Here is a 26,230-nt window from a genome sequence, read left to right on the forward strand (position 1 = left end):
CACTGGAGTCCGCAGAACCTCAATCGGTGTGGCGAAACGGCCGAATGCTATGGGGCGACAGATGAACTATCTGCCGCCCCATAGTCGACCTACACGCCGTGGTAGGGGAGGTAGTCCCGAGTCAGGCCCTTACGAGAGAAAGGCGCGACTCCCCGTCGAGTGCGAACCGTGACCGTCCGATCCGAAAGCCTCAGTTGGGCAACTGCCCGCACCAACGTTCCACCTTTCAGATATACCGATTCCGACACCTTTCCCTCGATGATTGCGTCGACGGCCTCCCGGCAAGCGGCCTGTAGGTCCTCGACCGCCTGTCCATGGAAGTCCAAGATGGACATCTCGCCGAATTCGAGAGTTATCTCATCTTCATCCTGCCGGAATACCGAGAATCGGCAAGCGCCTGATGTCTCCGGGGTTACTTCGACGGCTGACTTCTCCTCCCGTCCAACTAGCTCGACATTGGCCGATTCGCCAACCGCAGCCCGGACATGCGCGGCGAGATCCTCCAGGAAATTCCGTGGATCCATCGTCAGAAACTCCTAGAAAAGGTCCCAATGAAACCGGGGCACCCTGCGTTGCCACCAGTTCTTGGGCTTTGCGTAACCACCGTGCACCGAGAATACGTTGCGCTGCTTCTTGTTGTTCCAACTATAGCCGACCCGAACAATCTTCGACCGATTGAAGATGCCCTGACGTCCGTGAGTGTGCTTCCTGCCGAAAAGGAACACATTCGCCTTGAAAAAGAATCCCGTCGCTTTCTGAAGTTGCCACCGTGTAAACTTTTTGTTGGCCTTAGAGAGTCCGCGTGCCGCCCAGGAAATTCCTTTGGCACAGACTCTCTTCCACTTGCAGATTTTACGGATGAACTTTCCATCGAGATCCTGGAGATTGATCGGGTCGGCGCAGGTGTATTCGTATGCGTTGCAACTGCCACCGGAGATGGGGTCAGTCTGGAGGAACCGCCCCAGCGACGGGCTGTAGAGGCGGACGCCCATCAGAATGATGCCGCCCATCGCCTCGCCCGAGCGCTGCTTGCCCCCCAGCCAGCCATAGCGCCTGTCAGTCTGCCCGACTGTTGGTGCACCAAATTCATCATAGTCGAAAAATTCCGGTTCGGTCAGCGCCGGATCGACTGTCGCGACAATGTCGCCGTGCAGGTTCGTCAGCTGCAACTGAACGTCCCCAGTTGCCGAGGTGGTAGCCGCCAGATCACCGTCGGGGCCAGACAGGTTTCGGGTGATAGTGCCCGTCCCGTCCTCGACGATCCACGGAACCTCGTCGGAGTCATCCCCGTAATGGTTCAGCTTGAACGTCGTGTTGACCCAACTGCCGTTCACTTGCGTCTCAGTAGCGAAGGCCCGGAATCGGTGTGCCGGGTCCAGCGTCCACGTCTGCCGCGAATCGCCAAACTGCTGCTGCCTTACCAAGTCATTCGCAAAATAGCCGTTGGTCAACCCGCCGGGAAGTTCAACCGTTCGGCCGAATGCATCGTAGACATAATCGGCGTCACTCAGTCGGTCTGCGGTGTCGTACGTGTGGGTCTCCGTCACATCGGCCGTGGTCTCGTCGCAGGTACCGTCGGAGGCCGGGTCAAATCGGGAGCTGCCGGTCCGGTTGGTTCGGTTGTCGTAGGTGTAGGTGCGAGTGACGCAGCCGGCCGTAATCGCGCTGTCGTGCTGGGTCTTCGTCAGCCGGCTCAACCGATCATAACGGTAGGCCTTGCTGCCGCCGGTGTAGGTGTGGTTGACCCACTGACCGGCGGTGTTTTCCACCACCGACTCAGAGTAGACGACTGTGCCGTCGGAGTCGCGAGTGTAGGTCCGCTGCACCGGCTGTAGGCTCGCGTCGAGTCGGTCGTTACGGGTCAGCCCGCCCGGGTATTTCAGCTCGGTGAGTTGCCCATCCGGCGAGTACTTTGCCGTAAAAGTGCCGGCGATGCTGTCGGTTACGCTGGTCAGTAGGCCACGTGGTTCCGCCGTTCGGTCGTAAGCGAACGTGGCGTGTCCGGTGGGGTTGATCACCTTCACTGACTTGCTGTACCGGTCGAACTCGCTTTCCGTGGTGCCGCCGTCGGCATCGGTGTAGGAGGCAAGCCGGCCGAGCAGGTCGTATTCGCGTGTAATGGTGGAGGTGCCCATCGTGGTGACGGTGACGTCACCGGAGGTCGGGCTGTAGGTGGTGGTGACCGGAGCGACCGCCGCCCCTTCGTCCGAGGTGATCTCCGTGCTGGTCACGCGCGTCGCCGGGTCGTACTGGGTCGTGGTGGTGCGGGTCTTGCCGGCGGCGGTTTCGTTGACCACCTTCTCGTCGCGGTATCTGGTGTAGGAGATGACCCGCCGCTCGGGCAGTTCGGTGGTCATTCGCGTTGGGTCGTGGCCGGTCACCGCCCCGACGGAATGGGTGAGGCAGGGCTGCCCGGCCCATTCGGGCTTGTTGCCGCACGCGCTGTCCTGGGCGTTGATACCGGCCGTGTAGTAGATGGTCTCGCGGGCGACCGCGTCGGATCCGGTCGAACCGATCCCCAACGATTTCACGACCCGCCCCGCGCTGTCATGGACGCTGTACGAGGTCAGATTTTGACCACCAGGGACGGCGTCGATGGTCAGGCTTGTGGACTTCTTCAACGTCCAGCCGGACACACCTCCGTATTCGGGGTCGTAGCCGTTCTTGGAGACCCGAACGTCCGCGTCGGGATATCCGACGATCTGCGCGCCTTCGCGCTTGGTGGTAATTAGGTGGTAGGTCGCGCCGTCGGGTTTGCCCTCGTCGTGGATGTTGACCGTGTGGGCGCGGCCGATGACGGTCGCGCCGTCGGGAACTGCCTCCAGCGGGCCGGTGCCGTCCGGGTCCGCGACCGCGTTCTCCAGCACCATGGTGGCTGTCGGGCCGAGGGTTTCGATCAGGTCGATGCCGTCGGCGCTGTAGGTGTTGACAGTGGACAGGGCGAGTGCGCGGGTGGCGGCGTCGGACCCGGAGAGGCCGAGCTCGGCGAGGTGTGTGTCGGCACTGGGCAGGGCGCCCAGGGCCAGCGCCCGGTCGGTGGCCTCCAGCGTTCGGATGACGTTGCCGAACCGGTCGTACTCCTGCGTGTCGATGTGGCCCCCTGGGGTGGCGGTGTTGACCTCCTTCCCGCCTGCGGATAGGTAGTGGACGGTGGCGAACTTGTACCCGTTGGTGCCCGGTGTGGTGGGGGTGGCGCCACTGGGGCCGGGGTCGTCTTCGGGACCGAAGACTGCCGTGGCATCGGTGGGCGGGTCGACCTGGCCCCAGGTGGCGATGGACGCGCTCTCGAGGTTGTACGGACCGCCGGTGCCCTGGGTGAGCGGCACGTTGTAGACGACGGTGGTGGCGACTTCTCCGTCGGGGGCCGTTTTCGAGCCCTGTTGCAGGGCGGCTCGGCGTACCTTCAGCAGCTTTCCGGCGTTTTCGTCGCCGGCCAGGTCGGCGACCTGGGCGTCGGTGAGCGCCTTGCCGTGGATGCGGACGTCGTCGATGCCGCCGTGCCACACGTTGGAGGCGGCGCCGGCCCACTTGGCCCGGCCGACCACGTAGCCGCCGGTGGCGTTCCAGCCGCCCACCGTGGCGGTGGTGCTCTGGAGGACGCCGTCGATGTAGAGCTTCATCCGCCCACTGGCGGTGTCGTAGACGCCGGTTAGGTGGGTCCACCTTCCGAGCACCGGTGCGGTGTTGGAGATGGCCCGGGTCGGGGTGGCGCTGTCGCTGTCAGCACTGACCCGGGAGAACGCCCACCGGTCGTCGGCGGCGACGTAGTTGAGGAAGAAGCCGCTGGTCCGCGTCCCGTCCTTGGATACCACGGTGCGGTTGACGGAGTTGTCGGTCAGTCGGGCCCATGCCGAGACGCTGTAGGAGGAGGTGTTGGACAGTGCCGTGCCGGCAACGGTGATCTGCTGGCCGACGCCGCCGGTCAGTTCCGCGGCCCGGTCGGCCGGGTTGTCCGGGTCGTTGCCCTGCGCCCAGCCGACACCACCGGCCATGGTGCCGTTACGACCACCACCGGAGGAGTCGACGACGTTGGTGCCGGAGCCGGCGTCGAGGTCCCAGCGCAGGGCGGCGGACTCGACGTCGGGGTTGCCGTAGTCCAGGTTCCAGGGCAGTTCCCCGGCCGGCGTGATCTTGGCGATCCGTCCGCTGGCGTACTCGTAGGTCGTCTTGAGCGCTGGGCTGATCCGCGGGTCCCACACCTCGCGCAGTTGGCCCAGGTCGTCGTACGCGTACCGGGTGATGTAGGTGGCGGTCAGCGCGGAGGTGTCTGGGTCCCACGCCCACAACTTCACCCCGGTGGCCCGGTCGATGTGATCTCCGAAGACGCTCTGGCTCAGCCCTGGGGCGGTCGAGGCGGCGTACTCGTACTCCAGAACCTCGCAGCCGCGCGGCGGGGTCGCGGCAGTGCAGTCGCCCACGCCCGGCTCGACCGGGTTGATGACCTTCTTGAGTAGCAACCGGCTGCCGGTGGTGTCGTAGACGTACCGGGTGGTGGTGTGCGACTCGGGCGTCCACGACGAAGTGGCCGCCCAGAGGCCGCCCTGCTGGGTAAATTCGGTGACCGTGCCGTCGAGTTCACTGAGCCGGTACGCGGTGCTGCCGACCTTGCTCAGCACCAGGCCCTCGAAGCCGGGCTCCGGGGCGAAGGTGGTGCCGTCGGGGTTCTTGGCGAAGGTGATCCAACCCCCGCCGATGGTGTTGACCTGGGCAAGCGAGGGCTCCGGCAGGGTGACAGTGGTGTAATCGACGTCTGCCGCGCCGCCGGTGGCGCCACCGGTCCAGGACGGGCCGAACGGGGCGACGATCTCGGTGACGGAAAGGTTGTCCCAGTAAACCTTGCGACCGGAGCCGCCCTGCATGCCGTTGTAGACCCGGAAGAACGCCTCGGTGGCTCCGGCTGGGACGGTCATGTCGACCGAGAGTTCCTGCCAGCCGTCGGTGTAGCCGGCCATCGGGGAGGCGACCTCGGTGTAGGTGGTGCCGACTTTGTGGAAGCCGACGATCCGCAGGCCACGCTGGGTGTAGGCGGGCACCAGCCCGGTGGCGGCCGGCACGTGGATCCAGCCGGTCATCCGGTACGTCTTGCCGGGGGTCATGCTCAACCGCAGCGCGCCGCCGTCGCCGCCGACCGCGACGTAGGTGTCGTTGCTGGTCGTGGTCACCGGGGTAATCTCCAGCGAGTCTGCCGGGCTGGTCTCGCCCTGACCTCGGGCGGTGGAGCGCACCGCCGACGAGGTGGTCGGCACGGTGAAGCCGGTCAGGTCGGTCGAGATCTGCTGCTGGTTGGCATTGAGCCGCTGGGCCATCGGCTGGTAGCCGTCGGCGGGGTCGCGCGACGAGGCCGAGCGGGAGACCGATAGGCCCAGTTCGTCGGCATCGGTGGCGGAGAGGGCGTAGTCGCCGGTGAGCAGGTTTACCGAACCCGGGCCGACCTCGTCGTCGGCGGCGCCGTCTCCGCTGGAGTCGACACTCGCCCGCACCCAGGGGATCGTGTATGCGGGCGTGGTGCCGGTCGCCGTGTACAGGTGTGCCCGCACCTCGACGACGCCACCGATCAGGCCGAGCGTGTCGGTGGCGTTCCAGATCGCGTACCCGCCCAGCGACGACAGTGCGACCGGGCTGGCGGCGTTGGCGGTGATCGGTGCGCCGGTGCCCGAAGTGAGGTTCGCCGACGGCACCGGCAGGGTCGCCCCGCCGGGGCCGCGCCGGTACTCGAAGTACGTCCGGGTGTAGCCGGTGACCGGGGTGGTGATCCGCAGCTTCGTGCGCTTGACGATGGTCGCGCCGGGCAGCGGCTCGGCGAGGGCGGCGTTGCCGGCGTCGAAGACATACTGGTTGGGGTTGGACAGGTTGCCCGCGGAGTCCTTAGCCTGGACGGTCAGGGTGCGGTGGCCGTCGCGCGGTGCGAGCATCACCGACTTTGCACCGGTCGCGGCGACCGTGGTCGCCGCGCTGTCGTAGTCGAACTTGTAGACAAACGCGGCGAGGTCGGTGGCGCCGCCGGCCGGAGTGAAGGTGAACGTGTCCGCCTGGCTGGCGCCGCCGTGCGGCTGGCCGTCGCTGAGGTAGATCGTCGCCGACACGAACGGCACGCCCGGCTTCTCGGTGTCGACGGTCAGCGGTGTCCATGCCGTCCACCCGCCGTAGTTCCAGGGGTCCTTGGCGCGTACCTGCCACTCGTATTGGGTGCCGTTGACCAGGTCGATCGGCACCTGCCAGGAGGCGGTCGAGCCGTTGGTCCAGGCGGGGCTGCCGGAGCGCAGCCCGGAGGAGCTGACCACCGTCTGGGTGGCCTTGTTGCGCATCACGAACTCGGCCTGCAGCGTCTGCCCGGCGTTCGAGTCGGCGAGCTTCGCCGACAGCGTCGGGCGCAGCGAGGCGGTCCGGGCATCGGAGCCGCACGAGGTGTAGCAGGGGGCGACGGCGAGCGCGGTCGGCGCCGACGGCGCGCTGTTGTAGGTGATGGTCACCAGCGGCGGGCGGGTGCCCTCGGCGGAGTCGAACCGCTTCCAGCCGGCGGTGGAGGTTTCCGAGGTGGCCCGCAGCATCACGTTGGCACTGGTCGCGTTGGTGTCCGCGCTGTGCTGGAGCGCGCCGCCGACCTCGATGTAGACGTAACCGTCGCCGCAGGAGGAGTTGTAGCCGCGGGTCTCGGTAGAGGTGCCGACCTTTGCCCGCGCGGTGGGCTGGTTGGTCCAGCGCACCGACGAGTCGACGTAGTCGGTGCGCCACGCCTCCCAGGAGGCCGCGGTGCACGACCACGAGTGGTCGTTCCATAGCCGTAGCTTCGCGGTGATGATCCGGCTGCCACCCAAGCCGGTGGTGTTGAACCGTAGGTACGACCGGGCGGTGAAGGAGCCGCCATCGTTGGAGTAACCCAGCTTCAGGTCGCTGGACCCGGACTGGTCGCTGGAGTAGGTGTTCTGCACGAAGGCGTCGAACGACGGCGACAGCGACGTCGGCGGGTCGATGGTCACCGGGAAGGTCAGGTTTGGCCGGGCGAGGAATTCCGCGTCCGGCGTCAACTGCATGACCGTCCGGCCACCGGCGACCGTCGTCTTCAGCGCCACCGGGGCATGGTTGACGTGCTCGCCGGAGAGCGGCGAGACCTTCGCGTCCCACATCAGTGGAGTCTGGGCTCGCCCGACCTGCCGTCCGCGGGCGTTCTTGAAGACCAGGCCGCCCATGCCGTCGCGGGCTGCGGTCAGCTTCCCGGTCTGCAGTGGCAGCTTCAGCGTGCGGACATGCGCCAAGCCCGTCCGGTCCTTAACCACCACGTGCTGCTCGTAACCGGTGGCGTGGGCGTGGAAGACCAGGTCGACGCCCGGCCGCACGTCCGGGTAAGTGACCGTCCGCCCGCTCAGCACCGGGTCGGGCAGCGGACCGGGCCAGGCGACCACCGCACGCTCGGCGCCCGTCCCGAGGGAGGCGACTTCGTGTTCGCCGGCGCCCGGCGCGGGGCCGGCGAAGGTGAGGCCGCGCGGATGCGCCTTCGGTGCGACGACGCCGTCGGCCCGCCGCTGAAGGGTTAGGTCGACGGGCATCCAGGTAGTGCCCTGGCGTACCCGAACCGGCGCGAGCGCCTGCTCCTCGGTGAGCGTGCCGTCCGGGTTGGCAAAGACCTGCGTCGTCTCGGAGCGCAGGTTCGCCACTTCCACCCGCGCGTCGCAGAGCCGGGCCGCCACCGCCGCGGAGACCTCATCCAGGCGATCGCCTGGACAGGTGGGCTTTGGCTGCGCCGCCGGCTTGGGCGACGCCGAAGCCAGCCGTTGCATCGGCCTCGGTACGTCGGCCATTGTCGCTGTCAGGACTACTGCCAACAGCAGCGCCATCCGACCCGCCCAGCGCGCGAATACCCCGCTCGCCAAGGAGACGAACACCCCGGTCCCCACATGTTCTTGCACCGCAGCCCCTCTTCACACAACGGAAAGTCCGCGAAGCATAGGAATGCGTAGTACAGGTGATCAAGGTCTTGACAGTCAGTCACGCAGGCACTACAACCCGCGATCTTTTGCAGACATGTGCGGCCGAAGGGAAAAAAATTTGCGAGTCGGACGAGTCCGATTATTCCGACCAGCCGTCGTCACCGAGCGCCAGCACCGGATCGGTAACGGCCGACACGGGACCGAGTCCCGGCGTCGCCACCTGCACCCCGACGGGCGCCCACCCGACAGTGACGGGCCGCTTCGGCGACGGTAGGTGACGCGGCCCCAACCCGGGTGCGAGCACGAATCGGAGAAAGTCGAGGTCTTCCTATGTGATAAATCATATCGTCGGGCGATTCCCAGGCGGGTCGGGCGGGTTGGATTCGAAGGGCCGCACCTGCCCGATGCGCCGCATGCCACTGCAGCGTCGCGCCGTGCTCGGTGCCGGCCTCGCGGCTACCGCCGCGACCCTCACCGGCTGTCGCGAGGCGGTCCGGCCGGCCACCGTCGGGGCACAGCGAAGTTTGGCCCTCCCCTTCCCGCGACCGCTCAGCAGGCGAACGCCTCCAGGCGCTGTGCCCGCTCCGGGTCGCGCAGCTTCAGCAACGTCACCTTCTCGATCTGCCGGATCCGCTCCCGGGACAGCCCGAACTCCCTGCCCACCTCGTCCAGGGTGCGCTGCCGGCCGTCGTCCAGGCCGAACCGGAGCCGGATCACGGCCTGCTCCCGCTGGGACAGGGTGGCCAGCACGATTCGCACCTCGTTGCGCAGCTCGCCGTCGGCGGCGACCTCGCCCGGCCCGGCGGACAGGTCCACGGAGGCGACGAAGTCGCCGAGGGCGCTCTCGCCGTCCTCGCCGACGGCCTGGTCGAGGCTGACCGGCTCCCGGTCGTACGAGATCAGCTCGATGACCTGGAACTCGGGAACGCCCATGGCCCTGGCGACCTCGGCGACGGTGGGCTCGCGGCCCAGCGTGACGGCCAGCTCGCGGCGGGCCCGGACCATCCGGTTGACCTGCTCGACCATGTGCACCGGGATGCGGATGGTGCGGGCCTGGTCGGCCATCGCCCGGGTGATCGCCTGCCGGATCCACCAGGTGGCGTACGTGGAGAACTTGAAGCCCTTGGTGTAGTCGAACTTCTCGACCGCCCGGATCAGGCCCAGGTTGCCCTCCTGGATCAGGTCCAGGAACGCCATCCCCCGGCCGGTGTACCGCTTGGCGATGCTGACGACGAGGCGCAGGTTCGCCTCGAGCAGGTGGTCCTTGGCCGCGCGGCCCTCGGCGACGATCAGGTCCAGGTCGGACCGCAGCTCGGTGGACACCGGCGTGCAGGTCGCCAGCTTCTCCTCGGCGAAGAGCCCGGCCTCGATCCGGCGGGACAGCTCGACCTCCTGCGCGGCGGTGAGCAGCTTGGTGCGCCCGATGCCGTTGAGGTAGGCCCGGACCAGGTCCGTGGAGATGCCGCGCTCGTCGGTGGCGTCCAGGTCGGTCAGGGTGTCGGTGCCGAGCTCGGCGTCGGTGGTGACGGCCGGGCCGATCTGGTTCTCGGTCATCTGCAGGACCATCTCTGTTCTCCCCGTGTCCACGTCGGTGCCGTCTCACCGGCCCAGTGGCGCCGGTGACACACACTCTGGCAAGTCGGGCGTGAAACGGGAGTGAGGCGATCGGAGAACCGACACGGATAATAGGGGTTGTCCACGTGCCCCCGTGACTTGCCGGCTCCGGTTACCGTGCCAGCGGTCGGCCGTCCTGGCCGGTCACACGGTCGGTCGCCGCGGCGACCGACCGCCGAGAGACTGGAGGGTGTCGTGGTCTTCAAGCGGCTCATGCAGGCGATGGGCGTGGGCGGCCCGTCGGTGGAGACGATCCTGGCGAACCCGAACTGCCGCCCCGGCGGGCAGTTGGAGGGCACCGTCCACGTGGCCGGCGGCGAGCACCCGGTGGACGTCGAGTATGTCGCGCTGGGCCTGGTCACCCGGGTCGAGGTGGAGAGCGGTGACAACGACTACGAGACCACCCAGGAGTTCCAGCGCCGCCAGTTGACGGGGGCGTTCCGGCTGGAGCCGGGGCAGCGCTACGACGTGCCCTTCCGCTTCGACGTGCCGTGGGAGACGCCGCTGACCGAGCTGTACGGGCAGCACCTGCACGGGATGACGATGGGCCTGCGCACCGAGCTGGAGGTGGCCCGCGCGGTGGACAAGGGCGACCTGGACGCGGTGGCGGTGCACCCGCTGCCGGCCCAGGAGGCGCTGCTGGAGGCGTTGCTGCGGCTGGGCTTCCGGTTCGCCCGCGCCGACAACGAGCGGGGCCACATCTACGGGGTACGGCAGACCCTGCCGTTCTACCAGGAGATCGAGTTCTACCCGGCGCCGCAGTACGCCCGGGCGATCAACCAGCTGGAGGTCACCTTCGTCACCGACCCGCAGCAGGTGCAGGTGGTGCTGGAGATCGACAAGCGGGGCGGCGTCCTCACCGAGGGCCGGGACGCCTTCGGTCGCTTCGCGGTCCCGCACGCCACGGCGCACAACACGGACTGGGCCGCCCAGCTCGACGGCTGGCTCCGCCAGTCCGTCCAACGCCGCGGCCTGTTCTTCTGACCCCACCACTCCGCCGCCCCCGGGCCCGTTCGGGGCGCAGTTGATCAAGAGGTTTGCGTCAGGCTCCGGCTTCCGGACGACGCAAACCTCTTGATCAACGGGGTGGGCGGGGGCGGGATCGGGGCTAGAGGTCCAGCAGGAGGGTGCGAGGGCCGACGTTGAGGCTTTCCACCAGCATGTGGGTGCGGAAGCGGCCCGTCGCCACCGGGGCGCCGCGCTCGCGTAGCGCCTCGACGACCGCCGTCACCAGGGGTTCCGCCACCTCTGCCGGGGCGGCGGCGGTCCAGCTCGGCCGGCGGCCCCGCCGGGCGTCGCCGTAGAGGGTGAACTGGCTGACCACCAGGATGCCGGCACCGGTGTCCGCCGCGCTGCGCTCGTCGTCCAGGATGCGCAGTTCGTGGATTTTCCGGGCCATGGTCCGCGCGGTCTCCGGGGTGTCGGTGTGGGTCACCCCGAGCAGCACCAGCAACCCGTCCGTGACCTCGCCGACGACCTCGCCGTCGACGGTGACGCTGGCCCGGCCGACCGTCTGCACCACCGCCCGCATCAGACGGTGACCGGCTCGATGATGCCGCGCTCCACCAGGTGCGCCACGATCGGGCCGGCAGCCTCGGCCAGTTCCTCCGCCGTGACGTCGTGCGCGGCGGCGAGCAGCGCGAGCTGGTCACGCAGCGACAACCGGCCGTCCGCGCCGCCGACCAGGGCCAGCACCAGCGGGTCGACCTCCTCGGTCCAGCGCAGCCCGTGCGGCATGGCGAGGACCTGCCGGTCCACGGCCCAGCCCTCGTCGCCCATGGTGGCCTCCTGGCGGAGCTGGAGCCCCTCGGCGGCCCGGTAGCGCTCGGCGAGCAGCCCCTCGGTGTCACGTGCCCGCAGCCAGTCCTGGCGATCGAACCAGGCGGCGACCCGGTCGCCCATCGGCGGCTCCACCCGCTGCCGCAGGTCTTCGACCCGGACCACCGGATCGGCGTGCCCGGCGCGGCGCAGCGAGACGATGCCGAAGCCGACCGCCTCCACCTTGTGCGCGTCGAACCAGTCCAGCCAGGCCGCCATCCGGTGCGGGTCGGCGGTCTCGCCCACGTCGGTCAGCCACAGGTTCACGTACGCCATCGGGTCGGCGACCTCGCGCTGGACGACCCAGGCGTCCAGGCCGGTGCCGGCGAACCAGCCGGCCACCCGCTCGCCCCAGTCCTCGCCCGCCACGTGCACCCAGTTGGCGAGGTACTGCATGGTGCCGCCCTCGGTGAGCAGGCCCGGGGCGGCGGCGGCCAGCTCGGACCCGATCGCGTCGCCGGCCCGACCGGAGTCCCGGTAGACGTGGGTGGTGGTGCCGGGGCCGACCACGAACGGCGGGTTGCTGACCACCAGGTCGAACCGGCGCCCGGCGACCGGGGCGACCATGTCGCCGCGCAGCAACTCCCAGTCCTGGCCGTTGAGCGCGGCGGCGGTGGCGGCGAAGCGCAGCGCCCGCCGCGAGAGGTCGGTGGCGGTGACCCGGCGGGCGTGGGTCGACAGGTGCAGCGCCTGCACCCCGGAGCCGGTGCCCAGGTCCAGGGCGGTCTCCACCGGCCGGCGGACGGTCGCCCCGATCAGCGTCTGGGTCGCCCCGCCGATGCCGAGCACATGCTCGGAGTGCAGCGGCCGGCCCGGCCGGGAGCTGGCCGGCAGGTCGGCGAGGACCCACCAGTCGTCCCCGTACGGCTCCAGGTCCACGCCGGCGCGCAGGCCGTCGCCGTGCCGCTCGACCAGGCCCCCGGCCAGCGCCTCCGCGACGGTCAGCGGGGCGAGCGCGGCGGCCACCGCGGCCTCCGGCTCGGTCTGGTCGCAGATGAACACCCGGATCAGCGTGTCGAGGGGGTCGCGGTCCTCGGTGGCCCGCAGCGCGGCCCGGAAGTCGTTGCGGGCCGCCCCGCCGGTGGCCTGCGGGCCGAGCCGGTCGGCGATCCCGTTCGAGGTGTACGCGGCGCGGGTCAGCGCCGTCCGGAGCGCCTCGACGCCGGCGGGGGAGAGCAGCATGTCGTGTTCGTCCACGTCGCCATCCTGCCCTCCGCGCCCGGAGGACCCGTCACCGCCGCCCGCAAATCCGTCCGCCGTGTAGGGCGCCGCCGCGCGACGCGCCCCGGGGAGTCGCCGTCGTCCCCGGGCCCCCGGCGGGGAGGACGGACGGCATGACGGTTTCGCTCCCCATCGACCCCGAGGCCAACCGGCTGCTGGAACGCAGCCCGCTGGCCCTGCTGCTCGGCATGGTGCTCGACCAGCATGTCCCCATGGTCCCTTCGGCGGCTACCCGTAGGGGCGCTGACGTGGCATTCTGCAACCAGAGCAGCGGGCATCGGGCGACGCCCATCCCGCCGCAACGGCGCAGCGGTGGTCGTCCGGCGCGCGACGGCACGGGCCTGCCGATCGGGTGCGTCCACCGAAAAGGGTGGGCGGCCCGCGGCTGATCCCGATCGCCTGGGCTCAGGCCCGCAGCCGCCCCCGGAGGGCATCATGGCCAATCCCGTCATCCGGTCCGTCACCGCGACCCCCAGCACGCTCCAGCCCGGCCAGACCGCCCAGGTGGTGATCGACGCCTACGACCCGGACGCCCGTACGGTCACCGTGACCGGGAAGGTCACCGACGTGGCCGGGCACGTGGCGACCGCCACCACCACGCTGACCGTCGGCGACCCGCTGAAGTTCGAGCTGACCACGACCGATCCGGCCGTGACGATCGTCGCCGACCCGGCGGCTCCCGGTCGCTTCTCGGTCCGGGTCTGATGTTCACCCGTACGGTCACCCTGACCGCGCGGGTGGCGGACGCGGTGGGCAACACCACCACCGTCAGCACGGCGGTCAGGGTGGAGGCGCAGACGGCGCTGGGCTGGACACCCCCGGTGAACTCGGTCGCCGCGATCCAGGCGATGCTCGTCCGGTATCCGCGCCCGAGGACGATGCGGCTCTACTCCGGCCCCGGCGTCGGCCTGGAGCCCTGGTCGGGGCTCCTCGCCCAGGTGCCCGCCGACTGCGTGCTGCACTACAGCTTCAAGGACTGGACCGCCAGCACCTCGGCGGCGGCCGTCCGCGACTGGCTCTCGGCCCGGCCCGCCGGCCGCCGCCGGGTGGTGGACCTGGTGACGCTCGACCACGAGCCGGAGCAGCAGTCCGGGGGCGACCCGGCCCCGGCGGCGTTCCGGCAGCAGTGGCAGGAACTGGTCGGCGCGCTCGCCGGGCACCCCCGTCGCCGGGAGGTCTGGCTGGTGCCGGTGTTCACCGAGTACGCCGCCCGACGGAAGGCGTCCTGGTGGGCCGACTTCGGGGTGGTCGCCGGCTACCCCGGGGTGGACGCGGTGGGGTTCGACATCTACGACACCGGCTACGAGCGGTACCGCACCCCGGTCGAGCGCAACGAGTTCGCGCTGGCCCAGGCGAGGCGGGTCGGCAGGCCGCTGGTGGTCCCGGAGTGGGGGATCAGGCGCAAGCCCACCCTCGACGACGGGACGCCGTACGACCCGGACGGGGCCGTCTGCGCGCAGGCCATGCGGGACAACATGGCCCACCTGCGGGCGCAGCCCGACGTGCCGTACGTCGAGTGGTTCTACCGGGGCGACTGCGACCTGCACGCCACCCTGACGTACCCGTCCGGGCGGACGTACGTGCGCGACGCGGAGCGGGCCGCCTTCGGGCAGCTCATGGGCTGAGGCACGGCGACGGACGGCTCAGGCGGCGGTGGGTCGGGCGAGTGCGGCGAGGCACGCCGGACGTCGGCCAGTGAGACCGTCGCCGAGCCGTCCAGCTCGGTCAGGCCGGCCTCGATCCACTGCCGCATCAGGGTGGTCACCCCGATGCCCCGGGCGTCGGCGGCGGCCCCGCACCCGCTCGTACGTCTCCAGTGGCAGCCGCACCGAGCGGCTGACCATCGGCACGTCGGTGTCGGGGGTGGGCAGCTCCACCGGTTGGCTGGAGTCGATCAGCTCGGCGGGCCGCTCGTCGCCGCTGTGGAACTGCTTGGTCACGTCGTTGGGTTGAGTCGATTCTCGCTGATCAGCGGCCGGGAGTGACAGGATGGGGGCAGTCCCTCTTGGAGGTCCTGGTGAAGCGTCAGGCGTACGAACCGATCCTGATCACCGACGCGGCCCGCAGTCAGGGCGATCAGCTCAACAGCCGGCAGCGGCGGTACGTCGTGATGATGGCGATCCGGGTGGCGTGCGTGATCGCCGGCGCGATTCTGGTCGGCGCGCAGGCGCCCATGCTCTGGCTCTGGCTGCCGCTGTGCGCCGTCGGGATGGTGCTCATCCCGTGGCTGGCGGTGCTGCTGGCCAACGACCGGCCGCCGAAGGAGCAGCACCGGCTGGCCAACCGGTTCCAGCCCCGCAACCGGGACGAGACCCCGCCGATGAGCCTGACCGCCGAGGAGCGGCCGCACAAGGTCATCGACGCCGAGCCCTGACCGGTCCGGCCGGGACCCGTCCCGTCGGGTCCGGCCGCGTCCGGGTCAGGAGGCGGGGCGGGCGCCGACCGTGGAGACGGCCAGCGCGCCGAGGTCGCCGGCCCGGTCCAGCGCCTCCCGGGGGCGGGCCCCGGCCAGCCAGGCGGACAGCAGCCCGGCGGCGAAGGCGTCCCCGGCCCCGGTGACGTCGGCCACGGCCACCCGCCGCGCCGGGGCGACGCTGACCGTCGCCGTCCGGTCGGCCCAGACCGCCCCGGCCGCGCCCCGCTTGACGACCACCCGCCGCGCCGTCGCCGACAGCGCTCTGGCCTGTGCCGCCGGGTCCAGCCCGCCGGCCAGCACGGCCGCCTCGTCGGCGTTGACCAGGAGCAGGTCGACGTCGCGTACCCAGGCCAGGAAGGCCGACGCGCCGACCCGTCGTAGCGGTGCCGCGGACGCCGCGTCGACGCTGGTGCTGAGCCCGCGCTCGCGCGCCGCGGCCAGCGCGCGCAACCCGGCCCCGCGCGATCCGTCGTCGAGCAGGGAGTACGCGGACAGGTGCAGGTGCCGTGCGTCCGGCGCCCCGGCCAGGGCCCGCTCCACGTGCCCGGCGGTGAGCCACAGGTTCGCGCCCCGCTCGGTGACCATCGTGCGTTCCCCGTCGCCGGTGAGCACGATGACGGTGCCGGTGGCGCGGCCCGGGTGCCGCTCGACCGCACAGTCCACGCCGGCGCGTTCCAGTTCGGCCACCCGGTCGCGTCCCGCGTCGTCGTCCCCGACCGCGCCGACCATGGTCACCGGGACGTCCTGGGCGGCGAGCCAGGCGGCGGTGTTGGCCGCCTGTCCACCGCCGCCGATCTGGATGGCGGCCGGGGTGTCCGAGCCGGTCGCCAGCGGCCCGCCGAGCACCGCGACCACGTCGGTGATCAGGTCGCCGACGACGACGACGCGGGCCGGAGCGATCATGCGGCGGAGTCGCCGCGGCGTGCCGCGGCGACCGCGATCCGGGCGGCGAGGTCGGCGTTGCGCAGGATGATCCGCACGTTCACCGCGAGGCTGGCGCCGGCGGTGGCGGAGTGGAAGTGGGCCAGCAGGTACGGCGTCACGGCCTTGCCGGTCACCCCGTCGCGTTCCAGCAGGGCCAGGCCCTCGGTGAGCGTCCGGTCGTGCAGGGCCGGGTCGAGCTGCTCGTCGATCGGGAGCGGGTTGGCCACGAGCAGCCCGCCGGGGTGCGCGCCGTGCCCGGCCCGGGCGGCCAGCACGTCGGCGACCTGCTCCGGGGAGTCGACCGACCAGTCCAGGTCGAACCCGGCGTCGGTGAGGTAGAAGCCGGGGAATCGTCGGGTGCGGTAGCCGACGACGGCGACGCCGAGGGTCTCCAGCCGCTCCAGGGTGGCTCCCACGTCGAGGATCGACTTGACCCCGGCGCAGACCACCGCGATCGGAGTCCGGGCCAGGGTGCCCAGGTCGGCGGACTCGTCGAAGGTGTGCGCGGCCTCCCGGTGCACCCCGCCCAGCCCGCCGGTGGCGAAGACCCCGATTCCCGCGGCGGCGGCCACCGCGCTGGTGGCGGCGACCGTGGTGGCTCCGTCCGCCCCGGTCGCGGCGGCCACCGCCAGGTCGCGGACGGAGAGCTTGCTCACCCCGTCGACGGTGGCGAGCCGGGTCAGCTCCGCGTCGTCCAGCCCCACCACCAGCTGGCCGCCGACCATGCCGATGGTCGCCGGGACCGCGCCGGCGTCGCGTACCGTCTGCTCGATTTCGCGGGCCACCCGCAGGTTCTCCGGCCGGGGAAGGCCGTGCGACACAATGGTGCTCTCCAGGGCGACGACCGGGCGGTGCTCACGTAGGGCGTCTGCCACCTCGATGCCGAGACGGACGTGGAAGTTTTTCACGTCCGCTACGTTACGTGCCTTCGTGCGGGTGGCCTGCGGTGGACCCCGTCAGGTCGACCTGTCAGACTGGAAAGTTGGAGGTGCAGTCGTGAGCACAGAGGTTCTTGAGCGTCCGGAACTGAAGGACGCCGACACCGGTCCCGAGATGTTCCACTACGTCCGCAAGGAGAAGATCGCCGAAAGTGCCGTCATGGGCACCTTCGTCGTCGCGCTGTGTGGGGAGAAGTTTCCGGTGACCAAAGCGGCCAAACCGGGCTCGCCGGTCTGCCCGAAGTGCAAGGAGATCTACGAGTCCTGGCGTGAGTGACCGTGGGCGGCCGGCCCGGCCGCCCGCGTAACCTTCGTCGGTGACCACCTCCACCGCCCTGCTTCTCGCCGACCTGACCGGGGTGGCGGTCTTCGCCGCCTCCGGTGCCTCCGCGGCGGTGGTCAAGCGGCTCGACCTGTTCGGCGTCGCCTTTGTCGGCTTCGTAGCCGCGCTCGGCGGCGGGATCTTCCGCGACCTGGTCATCGACGAGGTGCCCCCGCTGGCCTTCGCCGACTGGCGGTACGCCGGCACCGCCGCAGTCACCGCCGCCGCCGTGTTCTGGCTGCACCCCCAGCTCGCCCGGCTGCGTACCACCGTGCTGGTCCTCGACGCCGCCGGCCTCGGGCTGTTCACCGTCACCGGCACCCTCAAGGCGCTCGACGCCCAGGTACCGCCGGTCGGGGCCTGCCTCATCGGAATGCTCACCGCCATCGGCGGTGGGCTCGCCCGGGACCTGCTCACCGGCGAGATCCCCGTGGTGCTGCGCCGGGAGATCTACGCGGTGGCCGCCCTCGCCGGCTCGATCGCCGTGGCGGCGCTCGACGCGACCGGGCACGCCGGCGCCGCCGGGCTGACCGCAGCGGCGGTGTTCGTCTTCGCGCTGCGCCTGGTGGCGCTGCGGCGGCGCTGGTCCGCCCCGGTGGCCACGCTCCGCCCGCCCCGCACCGGCACCCGCGGCCCTCGCCCCTGACTCACGGCGATGAGGTGGGTTCCGTCGGTAGGGGCGCCGAGCGCGCGGATGTGACCAGCGTGGCGTCGCCTGGGCCGACCGGCGCGCGCTGGTTATGCTGACTCGGCCTTCGCGGCACCGATGCGCGGGGGCCTTTTTCATGGGCGGCGCTACCCGTGGCCCTCGGCCGGGGCCGCCGTCACAGCGGTCGGAGAGGAGCCTGACGCGTGGCAGCCCGGACGCCGGCGCTCGAAACGTTTCCACCACTGCGTGCCTGGCAGCGCAAGGCGCTGGTGGAGTACCTGCGACGACGCACCGAGGACTTCACGGCGGTCGCCACCCCCGGGGCCGGCAAGACCACCTTCGCCCTGCGGATCGCCGCGGAGCTGCTCGCCGACGGCACCGTCGAGGCGGTCACCGTGGTCGCTCCCACCGAGCACCTGAAGAGCCAGTGGTCCGAGGCCGCGGCCCGGGTCGGCATCCAGCTCGACGCGGCGTTCCGCAACGCGGATCTGCACTCCTCCGCCGACTTCCACGGGGCCGTCGTCACGTATGCGCAGGTCGGGATGGCGCCCCAGGTGCACCGGCGGCGCACCATGACCCGCCGCACCCTGGTCATCCTGGACGAGATCCACCACGCCGGCGACTCCCGGACCTGGGGCGACGGTGTGAAGGCGTCCTTCGAGCCCGCCGTACGCCGGCTGATGCTGACCGGGACGCCGTTCCGCTCCGACGACAACCCGATTCCCTTCGTCACCTACGAGCGGGGCGGCGACGGCCTGCTCCGCTCCCGCGCCGACGTCGTGTACGGCTACTCCGACGCGCTGCGCGACAGCGTGGTCCGGCCGGTGCTCTTCCTGGCGTACTCGGGGGAGACCCGGTGGCGGACGAACGCGGGCGACGAGCTGTCCGCCCGGCTGGGCGAGCCGATGACCCAGGACCTGATCGCACAGGCCTGGCGCACCGCCCTGGACCCGGCCGGCGACTGGATGCCGCAGGTGCTGCGGGCCGCCGACGCCCGGCTGACCGTGCTGCGCAACGCCGGGATGGCCGACGCCGGCGGGTTGATCATCGCCAGCGACCAGCAGACCGCCCGCTCGTACGCGCGCCTCATCGAGCAGACGACGGGCGAGAAGGCCACGGTGGTGCTCTCCGACGACCAGGGCGCGTCCGCCCGGATCGCGACGTTCGCGGAGTCCGGGCAGCGGTGGATGGTCGCGGTCCGGATGGTCTCCGAGGGCGTCGACATCCCCCGGCTGGCGGTCGGTGTCTACGCGACCAGCGCCAGCACGCCGCTCTACTTCGCGCAGGCCATCGGGCGGTTCGTCCGGGCCCGCCGCCCTGGGGAGACCGCGTCGGTCTTCCTGCCCAGCGTGCCGCACCTGCTCGGGCTGGCCAGCGAGATGGAGGCCGAGCGGGACCACGTGCTCGGCAAGCCGAAGGACCGCGAGGGCTTCGACGACGACCTGCCGGAGCGCGCGCAGCGCGACGACCAGGCCAGCGGGGAGCTGGAGAAGCGCTTCGCCGCACTGTCCGCCACGGCCGAGCTGGACCAGGTGATCTTCGACGGCGCGTCCTTCGGCACCGCCGCCCAGGCCGGCACCCCCGAGGAGGAGGAGTACCTGGGCCTGCCCGGGCTGCTCACCGCCGACCAGGTCTCCCTGCTGCTCACCAAGCGGCAGGCCGAGCAGTTGGCCGCCCAGCGCCGCCGGGCCGTCGACCGGGCCGCTGAGCCGGCCTCTGTGGCCACGGTGGCGCCCCCGGCGCCGATGAGTGCGGCCCAGCGTCGGGTGGCGCTACGGCGGCAGCTGAACGCCCTGGTGGCCGCCCGGCACCACCGCACGGGCCTGCCGCACGGCAAGATCCACGCCGAGCTGCGCCGCCTCTGCGGCGGCCCTCCGAGTGCCCAGGCCACCATCGAGCAGCTGGAGGAACGCATAGCCACGGTCCAGACCCTCTGACCGGCCCCGGCCCGCTGGGCGGACGTGGGTGCCCGAAGATGCCGAAAAGCCGGCCGGAGGGCCCTTTGGGGTGCCTCCGGCCGGCGATGTCGGTGTGGGGTCTACACGGTCTCAGTTCGCCATAAGATCGGCGCCACGCCAGGTGAACTCGGGGTCCGTCGCGAACCGTACGGTGATCTTCACGAGATCCTCCGCGTACTTGTTCGCGTGGTGCCCACAGAACACCAGCTCGCTCCCGCCCGCCAGAGTGATACGGAGCTTGCCGGCAGCGTTGCAGCGGTCGCACCGTTCATCGGCGGCTGGGGGAGCCACCGTCTCGTGCGGCGGCGTGAGGGTCGGGGTCATCGCCTTCCTCCTCTGGTCGTCACCGATGAACAATCTCTTCGGTCGTTGCTCACCTATCGTGCAACACCCAACTCGGGCCTTGCCTTCCCTGTGTGCCCGCGGGGGACCGAGGTCACACATGGCGGCAACAGTGTGCCGTGCACCAAGGGTGCCACGTCAACGATCACAATCGTGCAACCGGCCGATCACCATCAGGTGTTGTACGTCTGGTGATCAAACCGACACGGCTGGTTGACGAAGCGGGCTCAGTCCAGGTAGTCACGGAGCACCTGTGAACGGGACGGGTGACGCAGCTTCGACATCGTCTTGGACTCGATCTGCCGGATCCGCTCCCGGGTCACCCCGTAGACCTGGCCGATCTCGTCCAGCGTGCGCGGCTGGCCGTCGGTCAGGCCGAAGCGGAGCCGGACCACGCCCGCCTCGCGTTCGGAGAGCGTCTGGAGCACCTGCTGGAGCTGGTCCTGCAGCAGCGAGAAGGAGACGGCGTCGACCGCGACGACGGCCTCCGAGTCCTCGATGAAGTCGCCGAGCTGGCTGTCCCCCTCGTCACCGATGGTCTGGTCGAGCGAGATGGGCTCCCGGGCGTACTGCTGGATCTCCAGCACCTTTTCCGGTGTGATGTCCATCTCCTTGGCCAGCTCCTCCGGGGTGGGCTCGCGGCCCAGGTCCTGGAGCAGCTCACGCTGGATGCGGCCGAGCTTGTTGATGACCTCGACCATGTGCACCGGGATGCGGATGGTGCGGGCCTGGTCGGCCATCGCCCGGGTGATCGCCTGCCGGATCCACCAGGTGGCGTACGTGGAGAACTTGTAGCCCTTGGTGTAGTCGAACTTCTCGACCGCCCGGATCAGGCCCAGGTTGCCCTCCTGGATCAGGTCCAGGAACGCCATCCCGCGGCCCGTGTAGCGCTTGGCCAGCGACACCACCAGCCGGAGGTTGGCCTCCAGCAGGTGGTTCTTCGCCCGCTCGCCGTCCCGGGAGATCCAGCCGAGGTCGCGGACCATGTCGCGGACGAGCTTCTCCTCGCCCTCCTCGGCGGCGCGCAGCCGCTCGGCGGCGTAGAGGCCCGCCTCGATCCGCTTGGCGAGCTCCACCTCCTGCTCGGCGTTGAGCAGGGGCACCTTGCCGATCTGCTTGAGGTACGCCCGGACGGAGTCGGCGGAGGCGGTCAGCTCGGCGTCGCGGCGCGCCTGCTTGAGCGCCTCGGACTCCTCGTCGTCCCACTCGAAGTCGTTGTCGGTGGCGGAGCTCGCGGCGTCGGACGCGGCGGCCCGAACCATCTCGACCGGCTCCTCGACCACCACGTCCTCGATTGCGGCGGCGAGTTCCTCCGGGTCGATCTCGCCCTCGCCCTTGGCCTTGCCGGCGGGCTTGCCGCCGGCCGCCGCGACGGTCGCCTTGGTGGCCCGGGTGGACTTCGCGGCCTTCGCCGGGACGGCCGCCTTGGCGACCGCCTCGGTGGTGGCCTTGCGCGCGGCGACCTTGCGGGGCGCCGGGGCGGCCTCGTCGGCGGCGGAGGCCTGCTTCTGGGCCGGCGCGGCGGCCTTCTTGGTGGTCTTGGCGGTAGTGGCCCGGGACGCCGGGGTGGCCGACCGGGCGGCGGCGACCCGGCGGCGGGGGACCGAGCCGTCCACGACCACGGTCACCCCCGCTTCCGCGAGCGCCCGCAGGATCTTCTTGGCCTGGGCCGGAGTCACCTCGGCGGACTCGACGGTGCGCGCGAGCTGGGCCGACGTGAGCTGGCCACCAGCGCTCTGCGCGTGGGCGATCAGGGTGTCGGTGAGCGAGCGAACGTCGGCGCCGGGCTGGCGGGGTTCTGTCACGAATGACCTTCCGGAGGCGAAGAGCGAGCACGGCCGGGTTGTCCGGCACAGCGTGGGGCACGGTGCCGGACGATGTGGTTGAGGGACCCCCGTGTCCCGGGCCGGCCGGTCGTCGGCGGTCCGTGGCGCGTGGGCAGGGGTGAATTGTAACGCCGTCTGCGGCGATCATTCTGCGCCGCACTGCGTACCGGCGATTGGGACCGCCGATTCAGCGTAGATGTGGACTTTGTAACGATGATACCGGCGCGCGAAGCGGGGGATTCCGAGAGGAGCTGACTCCGCCGGTGCACGCGGGCATGCCCGGCGAAGGCCGGCGCGACCAGCGTTGCTCTCAGGTCGGCGCGGTGGCCGCGGGTGGGCCACGGTGGCGGAGGCGGGCGCGCGGACGCCACGGACGGGGAGCTGGGCACTTAGCGGACAATACCAACTGCAACCGGACGTGCCGGTCAAAACCTGCCCTCAAGGTTGCGCGGAAGGGCGGCGGCGCGGCCACTGCACCCGTTTCCCAGGACAGCGACCGCGCCGACGTCCACCTCGTCAGGTTGTTGCGCATTCGACGCCACCGCTCCACCAGGGCGCAGGCCCTCCAATGAATGGATAACGGAGCTTGCGATGTTGTCCGAATCGATGCTGAAGGTGGTCCCGGTCCCGTCGCTTCCCGCCCCGCCGGCAGAGGGTGATTTCCGGCCCGGGAACCGCTCCAGCAGACCCCAACCGCTTGAGACTGAACACCGTGCCGTCGTCCGGTACCGCCCGGCGTTCGGCGTCGCGGCGGGGGTGGTCAATGATGAGACAGTGGGCACGGTTCCTCCAGGACACCACGCGGCTTCGGCAGTCGTCGATCTCCGGGGGTTCGGTCCGACTTCATCCAGCCACGCGGACCGGCGTGCGGCAAAGGAGCGAACCATGACCAGCTCGGCGCCGACGCCGCGGGAACTTCTCAAGATCGCGATCGACGTGGCTCGGGACGCGGCGGACACCGCGTACCGGATGCGCGCCGAGGGGGTCTTCGTCGCCGCGACCAAGTCCACCGTCACCGACGTGGTCACCGCCGCCGACCGGGCGGTCGAGCGGCAGGTCCTCGACGCGTTGGCCACGCTCCGCCCCGACGACTCGGTGCTCGGCGAGGAGTACGGCGGAAACGCGGCCGGCGGGGCGGACAGCGGGGTGCGATGGATCGTCGACCCGATCGACGGCACCGTCAACTACCTGTACGGACTGCCGTACTGCGCGGTCTCGCTGGCAGCCGAGGTCGACGGCGAGGTGGTCGCCGGGGTGGTGCGCAACCTCTTCACCGGCGAGGAGTGGACGGCCACCGTCGGTGGCGGCTCCTGGCGTGCGGGGGAGCGGCTGCGCTGCTCGACCGAGACCGACCTCGGCCAGGCGCTGGTCGCCACCGGGTTCGGCTACGACCCGGGGCGGCGGGCGCACCAGGGCCGGGTGCTCGCCGAGCTGATCCCGCACGTGCGGGACATCCGCCGGCAGGGCGCCGCCGCGTTGGACCTCTGCCTGGCCGCCGAGGGCCGGGTGGACGCGTACTACGAGAAGGGGCTGGCCGCCTGGGACCAGGCGGCCGGGGCGCTGGTCGCCGCCGAGGCCGGGCTCCGGGTCGGCGGGCTGGTCGGCCGGCCGGCCGGGCCCGACCTGGTGATCGCCGCACCGCCGGCGCTGTTCGCGCCGCTGCACGACCGGCTGGCCGACCTCGACGCCTCGGGCGGGCCCTGACCGCCGGTCCGCTCCCGGCATCCGGACGGGCCATCCGGATGGCCCGCCGGTCCTGTCGGGTGGCCGGGACGGACCGGCGGGCAGGCCTCAAACGAACAGACCCCGGACGGACCGAGGGGCGGGCCGGCCGGGGTCACCAGGTCAGAGCCCTGGCCGCCGGGTCACTTGTCGATGGGCATCGGGCACGAGCCGGGCGGCGCGACCGGGGCACCCAGGTCGCCGAGGGCCTGGTTCACCTCGGTGGTGGTGGCGAGCTGCTGGAAGCCGTTGCCCAGCACCACGTCGACGGTGTCGTCCTTGCGTTTGGCGTCGTACCCGTCCTTGGCGTTGTTGAGGAAGTACGCGCGCAGCAGGTGCGCGGAGCCGACGCCCTTCGGGCCGTACCGCAACACCGCGACGTCGTCGATCTGCTTCTTCTCGTTGGCGGTCTTCTTGACCTGGAACTGCCGGTTGCTGAACTCGTCGGCGACCTGGGAGGCGAGGCCGGGCCGGTCCGTGCTGTTGAGCACGTTGATCTTCACGTCCTTGCGCTCGCGCATCTTGACGTCCGCCAGCGGTGCGTCCTCGGGGCAGCCACCGGCCAGCCCGGCCTGGCCCTGGGTGTCGCGAACCAGGGCGACGACCACGAAGACCAGGGCGACGACCGCCAGCAGACCGACGACAACGAGTGCTCGCACTCGCGCAAAACTCATCTGGGCGCTCCCCGGACGATGGGTGGGTGGCGGCGGCCGTCGGCGGTCAGGCCGTCCCGCCGGCCGTCGAGTACGCCGCTGAGGTTAACGGTTGTCCGGCCGTCGCGTGGAAACAGTCCGACATGCCGGCGCGCCAACCGGGAAGCGGGTACTACTACCCCTATCTTCGTGTCGCCTGAGTCACATTGGGACCAACTTCGACGGCTGGGGCGTACATCTGAGCCACGAGGGCGGTATACATGCCTCGCCAGAGGGGGGTAAGGTACCGCGCCCGCTGGGGTGCTTCTCTGGCGGCCCTGACCTGACCGGCCGTCGGGTCGGGTGACCGACACAAAATGGTGGCCGGCCAGTGGAACCGAAACAGCGTCGCCCGGCGTTACACCCGGAAGCGACCATATCGATATTGGAGAGTGAAACCGATGGCCACCGACTACGACGCCCCGCGTCGCGACGAGGTCGACCTCGGCGAGGACAGCCTGGAAGAGCTCAAGGCCCGACGCGTCGATTCACAGTCGGGCGCCGTGGACGTCGACGAGGCCGAGGTCGCCGAGAGCTTCGAGCTGCCCGGCGCTGACCTGGCCGACGAGGAACTCACGGTCAAGGTGCTACCGATGCAGCAGGACGAGTTCCGATGTGCCCGCTGCTTCCTCGTCCACCACCGTAGCCAGTTGGCGGTCGAGCGCAATGGCGAGCTGATCTGCCGAGAGTGCGTCTGACCCTGACTCGGGACACCGGCGGCGGCCTCCCAGACGAGGCCGCCGCTTTGGGAGCTGGCACTTCCCGCCAGCCTGCCGGCGCCGACCCCGCCGGAGCCTCACCGACCCGTGGCGCCGCCGTGCGCCGGTGGCGGGAAGCTGCTTGACTCGTCACAGCAGCTTCCACCCACACCCATCGGGGAGGTCGGCGCATGGGCGAGCGCAGCGACGACGGCACGGGCGGATGCCCGGTCACCGGCGGTCCGACCATGCCCGGTCCGACCATGCCCGACGCCGCTGAACGCGCCGGGGCCGAGCACGACGCGGTCAGGTCCGGCGGAACGGCGCCGGGTGCCGACCGGCGCGACGGGGCCGGGAGCGGCGTGCCGGACGACGGCCGGACCGAGCTCGGCGCCACCGTGATCGCGCTGACCGCCGACGACATCGAGCCGGCCCGGCGGCGGCAGTTGTTGACCCGGCTCGTCGGTCAGGTGCGCGTCCGAGGGCTCGCCGACCTGTTCAAGCCGAGGGCCGCCGTGCGATGGATGACCGACGCCGTCGCCGAGGTCGCCCCGCACGTACCCGTCCGTGACCTGGCCACCCTGCGCCGGCACTTCCCGGGCCTGGACGACGAGGCGCTGGCCGACCGGCTGATCCGCAACGCCGCCCGGACGACCGCCGGGATCGGCGCGGCCGGCGGTGGGGTCGCGGCCGTGGAGTGGACGGTCGCCCCCACTCTCCTCTCCGCGCCGGTGCTGCTGGCCGCCGAGACGGTCGCGGTCGTGGCCGTCGAGCTGAAGATGATCGGCGAGCTGCACGAGGTGTACGGCGCCCCGCTGCCCACCGGCGGCAGCCAGCGGACGGTGGCCGTGGTCCAGTCCTGGGCCGGCCAGCGCGGGATCAACCCGATGGTGCCCGGGGTGGGCGTCGGCGCGGTGCTCGGCACGGCGGCTCGCAAGGAACTGCGGGACACCCTGCTCAAGCGCTTCGGTCGAAACCTGACCACCCTCGGCCCGTTCCTGACCGGGGCGGCGGTGGCCAGCTACCTCAACCGGCGGGCCACCCGGTCCCTCGCCGACCAGCTCCGTGCCGACCTGCGCCGGCAGCGCCGGACGCTGCCCGGCGGCGGTAACCCGCCTGCGCTGCCCGGCGGCGGTAACCCGCCTGCACTGCCCTGAGTCGGCCC

22 protein-coding genes are annotated in these 26,230 nt (G+C 70.9%); 11 read left to right on the forward strand and 11 right to left on the reverse strand.

Annotated elements, in window-relative coordinates; genetic code table 11:
• Window positions 1-89: 89 nt before the first annotated feature.
• The 3 genes from GVV04_RS14000 to sigB form a co-directional block, all read right to left on the reverse strand.
• On the reverse strand, window positions 90-524 hold the full coding sequence (locus GVV04_RS14000; protein ID WP_161688206.1) for a hypothetical protein: 435 nt from the start codon (window positions 522-524) through the stop codon (window positions 90-92).
• A 12-nt stretch (window positions 525-536) separates the two neighbouring features.
• On the reverse strand, window positions 537-7,685 hold the full coding sequence (locus tag GVV04_RS34375) for a LamG-like jellyroll fold domain-containing protein (protein ID WP_161688207.1): 7,149 nt from the start codon (window positions 7,683-7,685) through the stop codon (window positions 537-539).
• 789 nt (window positions 7,686-8,474) lie between these two features.
• The gene (gene sigB / locus GVV04_RS14010; RefSeq protein WP_161688432.1) at window positions 8,475-9,479 is read right to left on the reverse strand and encodes an RNA polymerase sigma factor SigB; all 1,005 of its coding nucleotides are present in this window, start codon (window positions 9,477-9,479) and stop codon (window positions 8,475-8,477) included.
• Window positions 9,480-9,734: 255 nt separating this feature from the next.
• Between sigB and GVV04_RS14015 the strand changes: the two genes are divergently transcribed.
• A complete protein-coding gene (locus GVV04_RS14015; protein WP_161688209.1) occupies window positions 9,735-10,523 on the forward strand; it encodes a sporulation protein in 789 nt (262 codons plus the stop codon).
• Between the two features lie 124 nt (window positions 10,524-10,647).
• Here GVV04_RS14015 and dtd read toward each other — a convergent pair whose 3' ends face one another.
• On the reverse strand, window positions 10,648-11,070 hold the full coding sequence (gene dtd / locus GVV04_RS14020; protein WP_161688211.1) for a D-aminoacyl-tRNA deacylase: 423 nt from the start codon (window positions 11,068-11,070) through the stop codon (window positions 10,648-10,650).
• The gene (locus GVV04_RS14025) at window positions 11,070-12,554 is read right to left on the reverse strand and encodes a DUF7782 domain-containing protein (protein WP_328822370.1); all 1,485 of its coding nucleotides are present in this window, start codon (window positions 12,552-12,554) and stop codon (window positions 11,070-11,072) included. The genes dtd and GVV04_RS14025 overlap by 1 nt, the downstream gene beginning before the upstream one ends.
• A gap of 137 nt (window positions 12,555-12,691) precedes the next feature.
• On the opposite strand from GVV04_RS14025, the gene GVV04_RS33090 reads away from it, so the two are divergent.
• Genes GVV04_RS33090 through GVV04_RS14040 form a run of 3 tightly spaced genes read left to right on the forward strand, consistent with a single transcriptional unit; the run spans window position 12,692 to window position 14,203 of the window.
• Complete coding sequence (locus GVV04_RS33090) at window positions 12,692-12,967, forward strand: hypothetical protein (RefSeq protein WP_235965996.1); 276 nt, start codon at window positions 12,692-12,694, stop codon at window positions 12,965-12,967.
• 46 nt (window positions 12,968-13,013) lie between these two features.
• Window positions 13,014-13,283, forward strand: coding sequence for a hypothetical protein (locus GVV04_RS14035; protein WP_161688213.1), 270 nt, complete (start codon window positions 13,014-13,016; stop codon window positions 13,281-13,283).
• Window positions 13,283-14,203 carry a hypothetical protein gene (locus GVV04_RS14040; protein ID WP_161688214.1) on the forward strand — a complete coding sequence of 307 codons (921 nt, stop codon included), beginning with the start codon at window positions 13,283-13,285 and terminating at the stop codon, window positions 14,201-14,203. The genes GVV04_RS14035 and GVV04_RS14040 overlap by 1 nt, the downstream gene beginning before the upstream one ends.
• 18 nt (window positions 14,204-14,221) lie before the next feature.
• Here the strand turns inward: GVV04_RS14040 and GVV04_RS14045 are convergent, their stop codons facing one another.
• Entirely contained in the window at window positions 14,222-14,518 is a 297-nt protein-coding gene (locus GVV04_RS14045; RefSeq protein ID WP_235965998.1) for a hypothetical protein, read from the reverse strand.
• 77 nt (window positions 14,519-14,595) lie between these two features.
• On the opposite strand from GVV04_RS14045, the gene GVV04_RS14050 reads away from it, so the two are divergent.
• Window positions 14,596-14,952, forward strand: a complete 357-nt coding sequence (locus GVV04_RS14050; RefSeq protein WP_161688215.1) for a DUF3099 domain-containing protein — start codon at window positions 14,596-14,598, stop codon at window positions 14,950-14,952.
• A 45-nt stretch (window positions 14,953-14,997) separates the two neighbouring features.
• Here GVV04_RS14050 and GVV04_RS14055 read toward each other — a convergent pair whose 3' ends face one another.
• Window positions 14,998-15,894: a carbohydrate kinase family protein gene (locus tag GVV04_RS14055; protein ID WP_328822383.1), complete on the reverse strand. Its 897-nt coding sequence runs from the start codon at window positions 15,892-15,894 to the stop codon at window positions 14,998-15,000.
• Window positions 15,894-16,826, reverse strand: coding sequence for a pseudouridine-5'-phosphate glycosidase (locus tag GVV04_RS14060; RefSeq protein ID WP_161688217.1), 933 nt, complete (start codon window positions 16,824-16,826; stop codon window positions 15,894-15,896). The genes GVV04_RS14055 and GVV04_RS14060 overlap by 1 nt, the downstream gene beginning before the upstream one ends.
• Window positions 16,827-16,914: 88 nt before the next feature.
• Here GVV04_RS14060 and GVV04_RS14065 point away from each other — a divergent pair, with 88 nt between their 5' ends.
• From GVV04_RS14065 to GVV04_RS14075, 3 genes are all read left to right on the forward strand, one after another.
• Window positions 16,915-17,133, forward strand: coding sequence for a DUF3039 domain-containing protein (locus GVV04_RS14065; RefSeq protein WP_161688218.1), 219 nt, complete (start codon window positions 16,915-16,917; stop codon window positions 17,131-17,133).
• Window positions 17,134-17,173: 40 nt separating this feature from the next.
• Entirely contained in the window at window positions 17,174-17,824 is a 651-nt protein-coding gene (locus GVV04_RS14070) for a trimeric intracellular cation channel family protein (protein WP_161688219.1), read from the forward strand.
• 206 nt (window positions 17,825-18,030) lie between these two features.
• On the forward strand, window positions 18,031-19,764 hold the full coding sequence (locus GVV04_RS14075; protein ID WP_161688220.1) for a DEAD/DEAH box helicase: 1,734 nt from the start codon (window positions 18,031-18,033) through the stop codon (window positions 19,762-19,764).
• A gap of 111 nt (window positions 19,765-19,875) precedes the next feature.
• Here GVV04_RS14075 and GVV04_RS14080 read toward each other — a convergent pair whose 3' ends face one another.
• Window positions 19,876-20,109, reverse strand: coding sequence for a DUF7455 domain-containing protein (locus GVV04_RS14080; RefSeq protein ID WP_161688222.1), 234 nt, complete (start codon window positions 20,107-20,109; stop codon window positions 19,876-19,878).
• Between the two features lie 245 nt (window positions 20,110-20,354).
• Entirely contained in the window at window positions 20,355-21,932 is a 1,578-nt protein-coding gene (locus tag GVV04_RS14085; RefSeq protein ID WP_161688224.1) for an RNA polymerase sigma factor, read from the reverse strand.
• 906 nt (window positions 21,933-22,838) lie between these two features.
• Between GVV04_RS14085 and GVV04_RS14090 the strand changes: the two genes are divergently transcribed.
• Entirely contained in the window at window positions 22,839-23,657 is an 819-nt protein-coding gene (locus tag GVV04_RS14090; protein ID WP_161688226.1) for an inositol monophosphatase family protein, read from the forward strand.
• Between the two features lie 161 nt (window positions 23,658-23,818).
• On the opposite strand, the gene GVV04_RS14095 is transcribed toward GVV04_RS14090, so the two are convergent.
• Window positions 23,819-24,334: a LytR C-terminal domain-containing protein gene (locus tag GVV04_RS14095; protein ID WP_328822384.1), complete on the reverse strand. Its 516-nt coding sequence runs from the start codon at window positions 24,332-24,334 to the stop codon at window positions 23,819-23,821.
• A 434-nt stretch (window positions 24,335-24,768) separates the two neighbouring features.
• Here GVV04_RS14095 and GVV04_RS14100 point away from each other — a divergent pair, with 434 nt between their 5' ends.
• Both GVV04_RS14100 and GVV04_RS14105 read left to right on the forward strand, forming a co-directional pair.
• Window positions 24,769-25,065, forward strand: coding sequence for a DUF4193 domain-containing protein (locus tag GVV04_RS14100; RefSeq protein WP_007075406.1), 297 nt, complete (start codon window positions 24,769-24,771; stop codon window positions 25,063-25,065).
• Window positions 25,066-25,328: 263 nt separating this feature from the next.
• Complete coding sequence (locus GVV04_RS14105) at window positions 25,329-26,222, forward strand: hypothetical protein (protein ID WP_407938800.1); 894 nt, start codon at window positions 25,329-25,331, stop codon at window positions 26,220-26,222.
• Window positions 26,223-26,230: the final 8 nt, after the last annotated feature.

It is taken from the genome of Micromonospora rubida (genome assembly GCF_009908295.1).
In the GTDB taxonomy this organism is placed as follows: Bacteria; Actinomycetota; Actinomycetes; order Mycobacteriales; family Micromonosporaceae; genus Micromonospora; species Micromonospora rubida.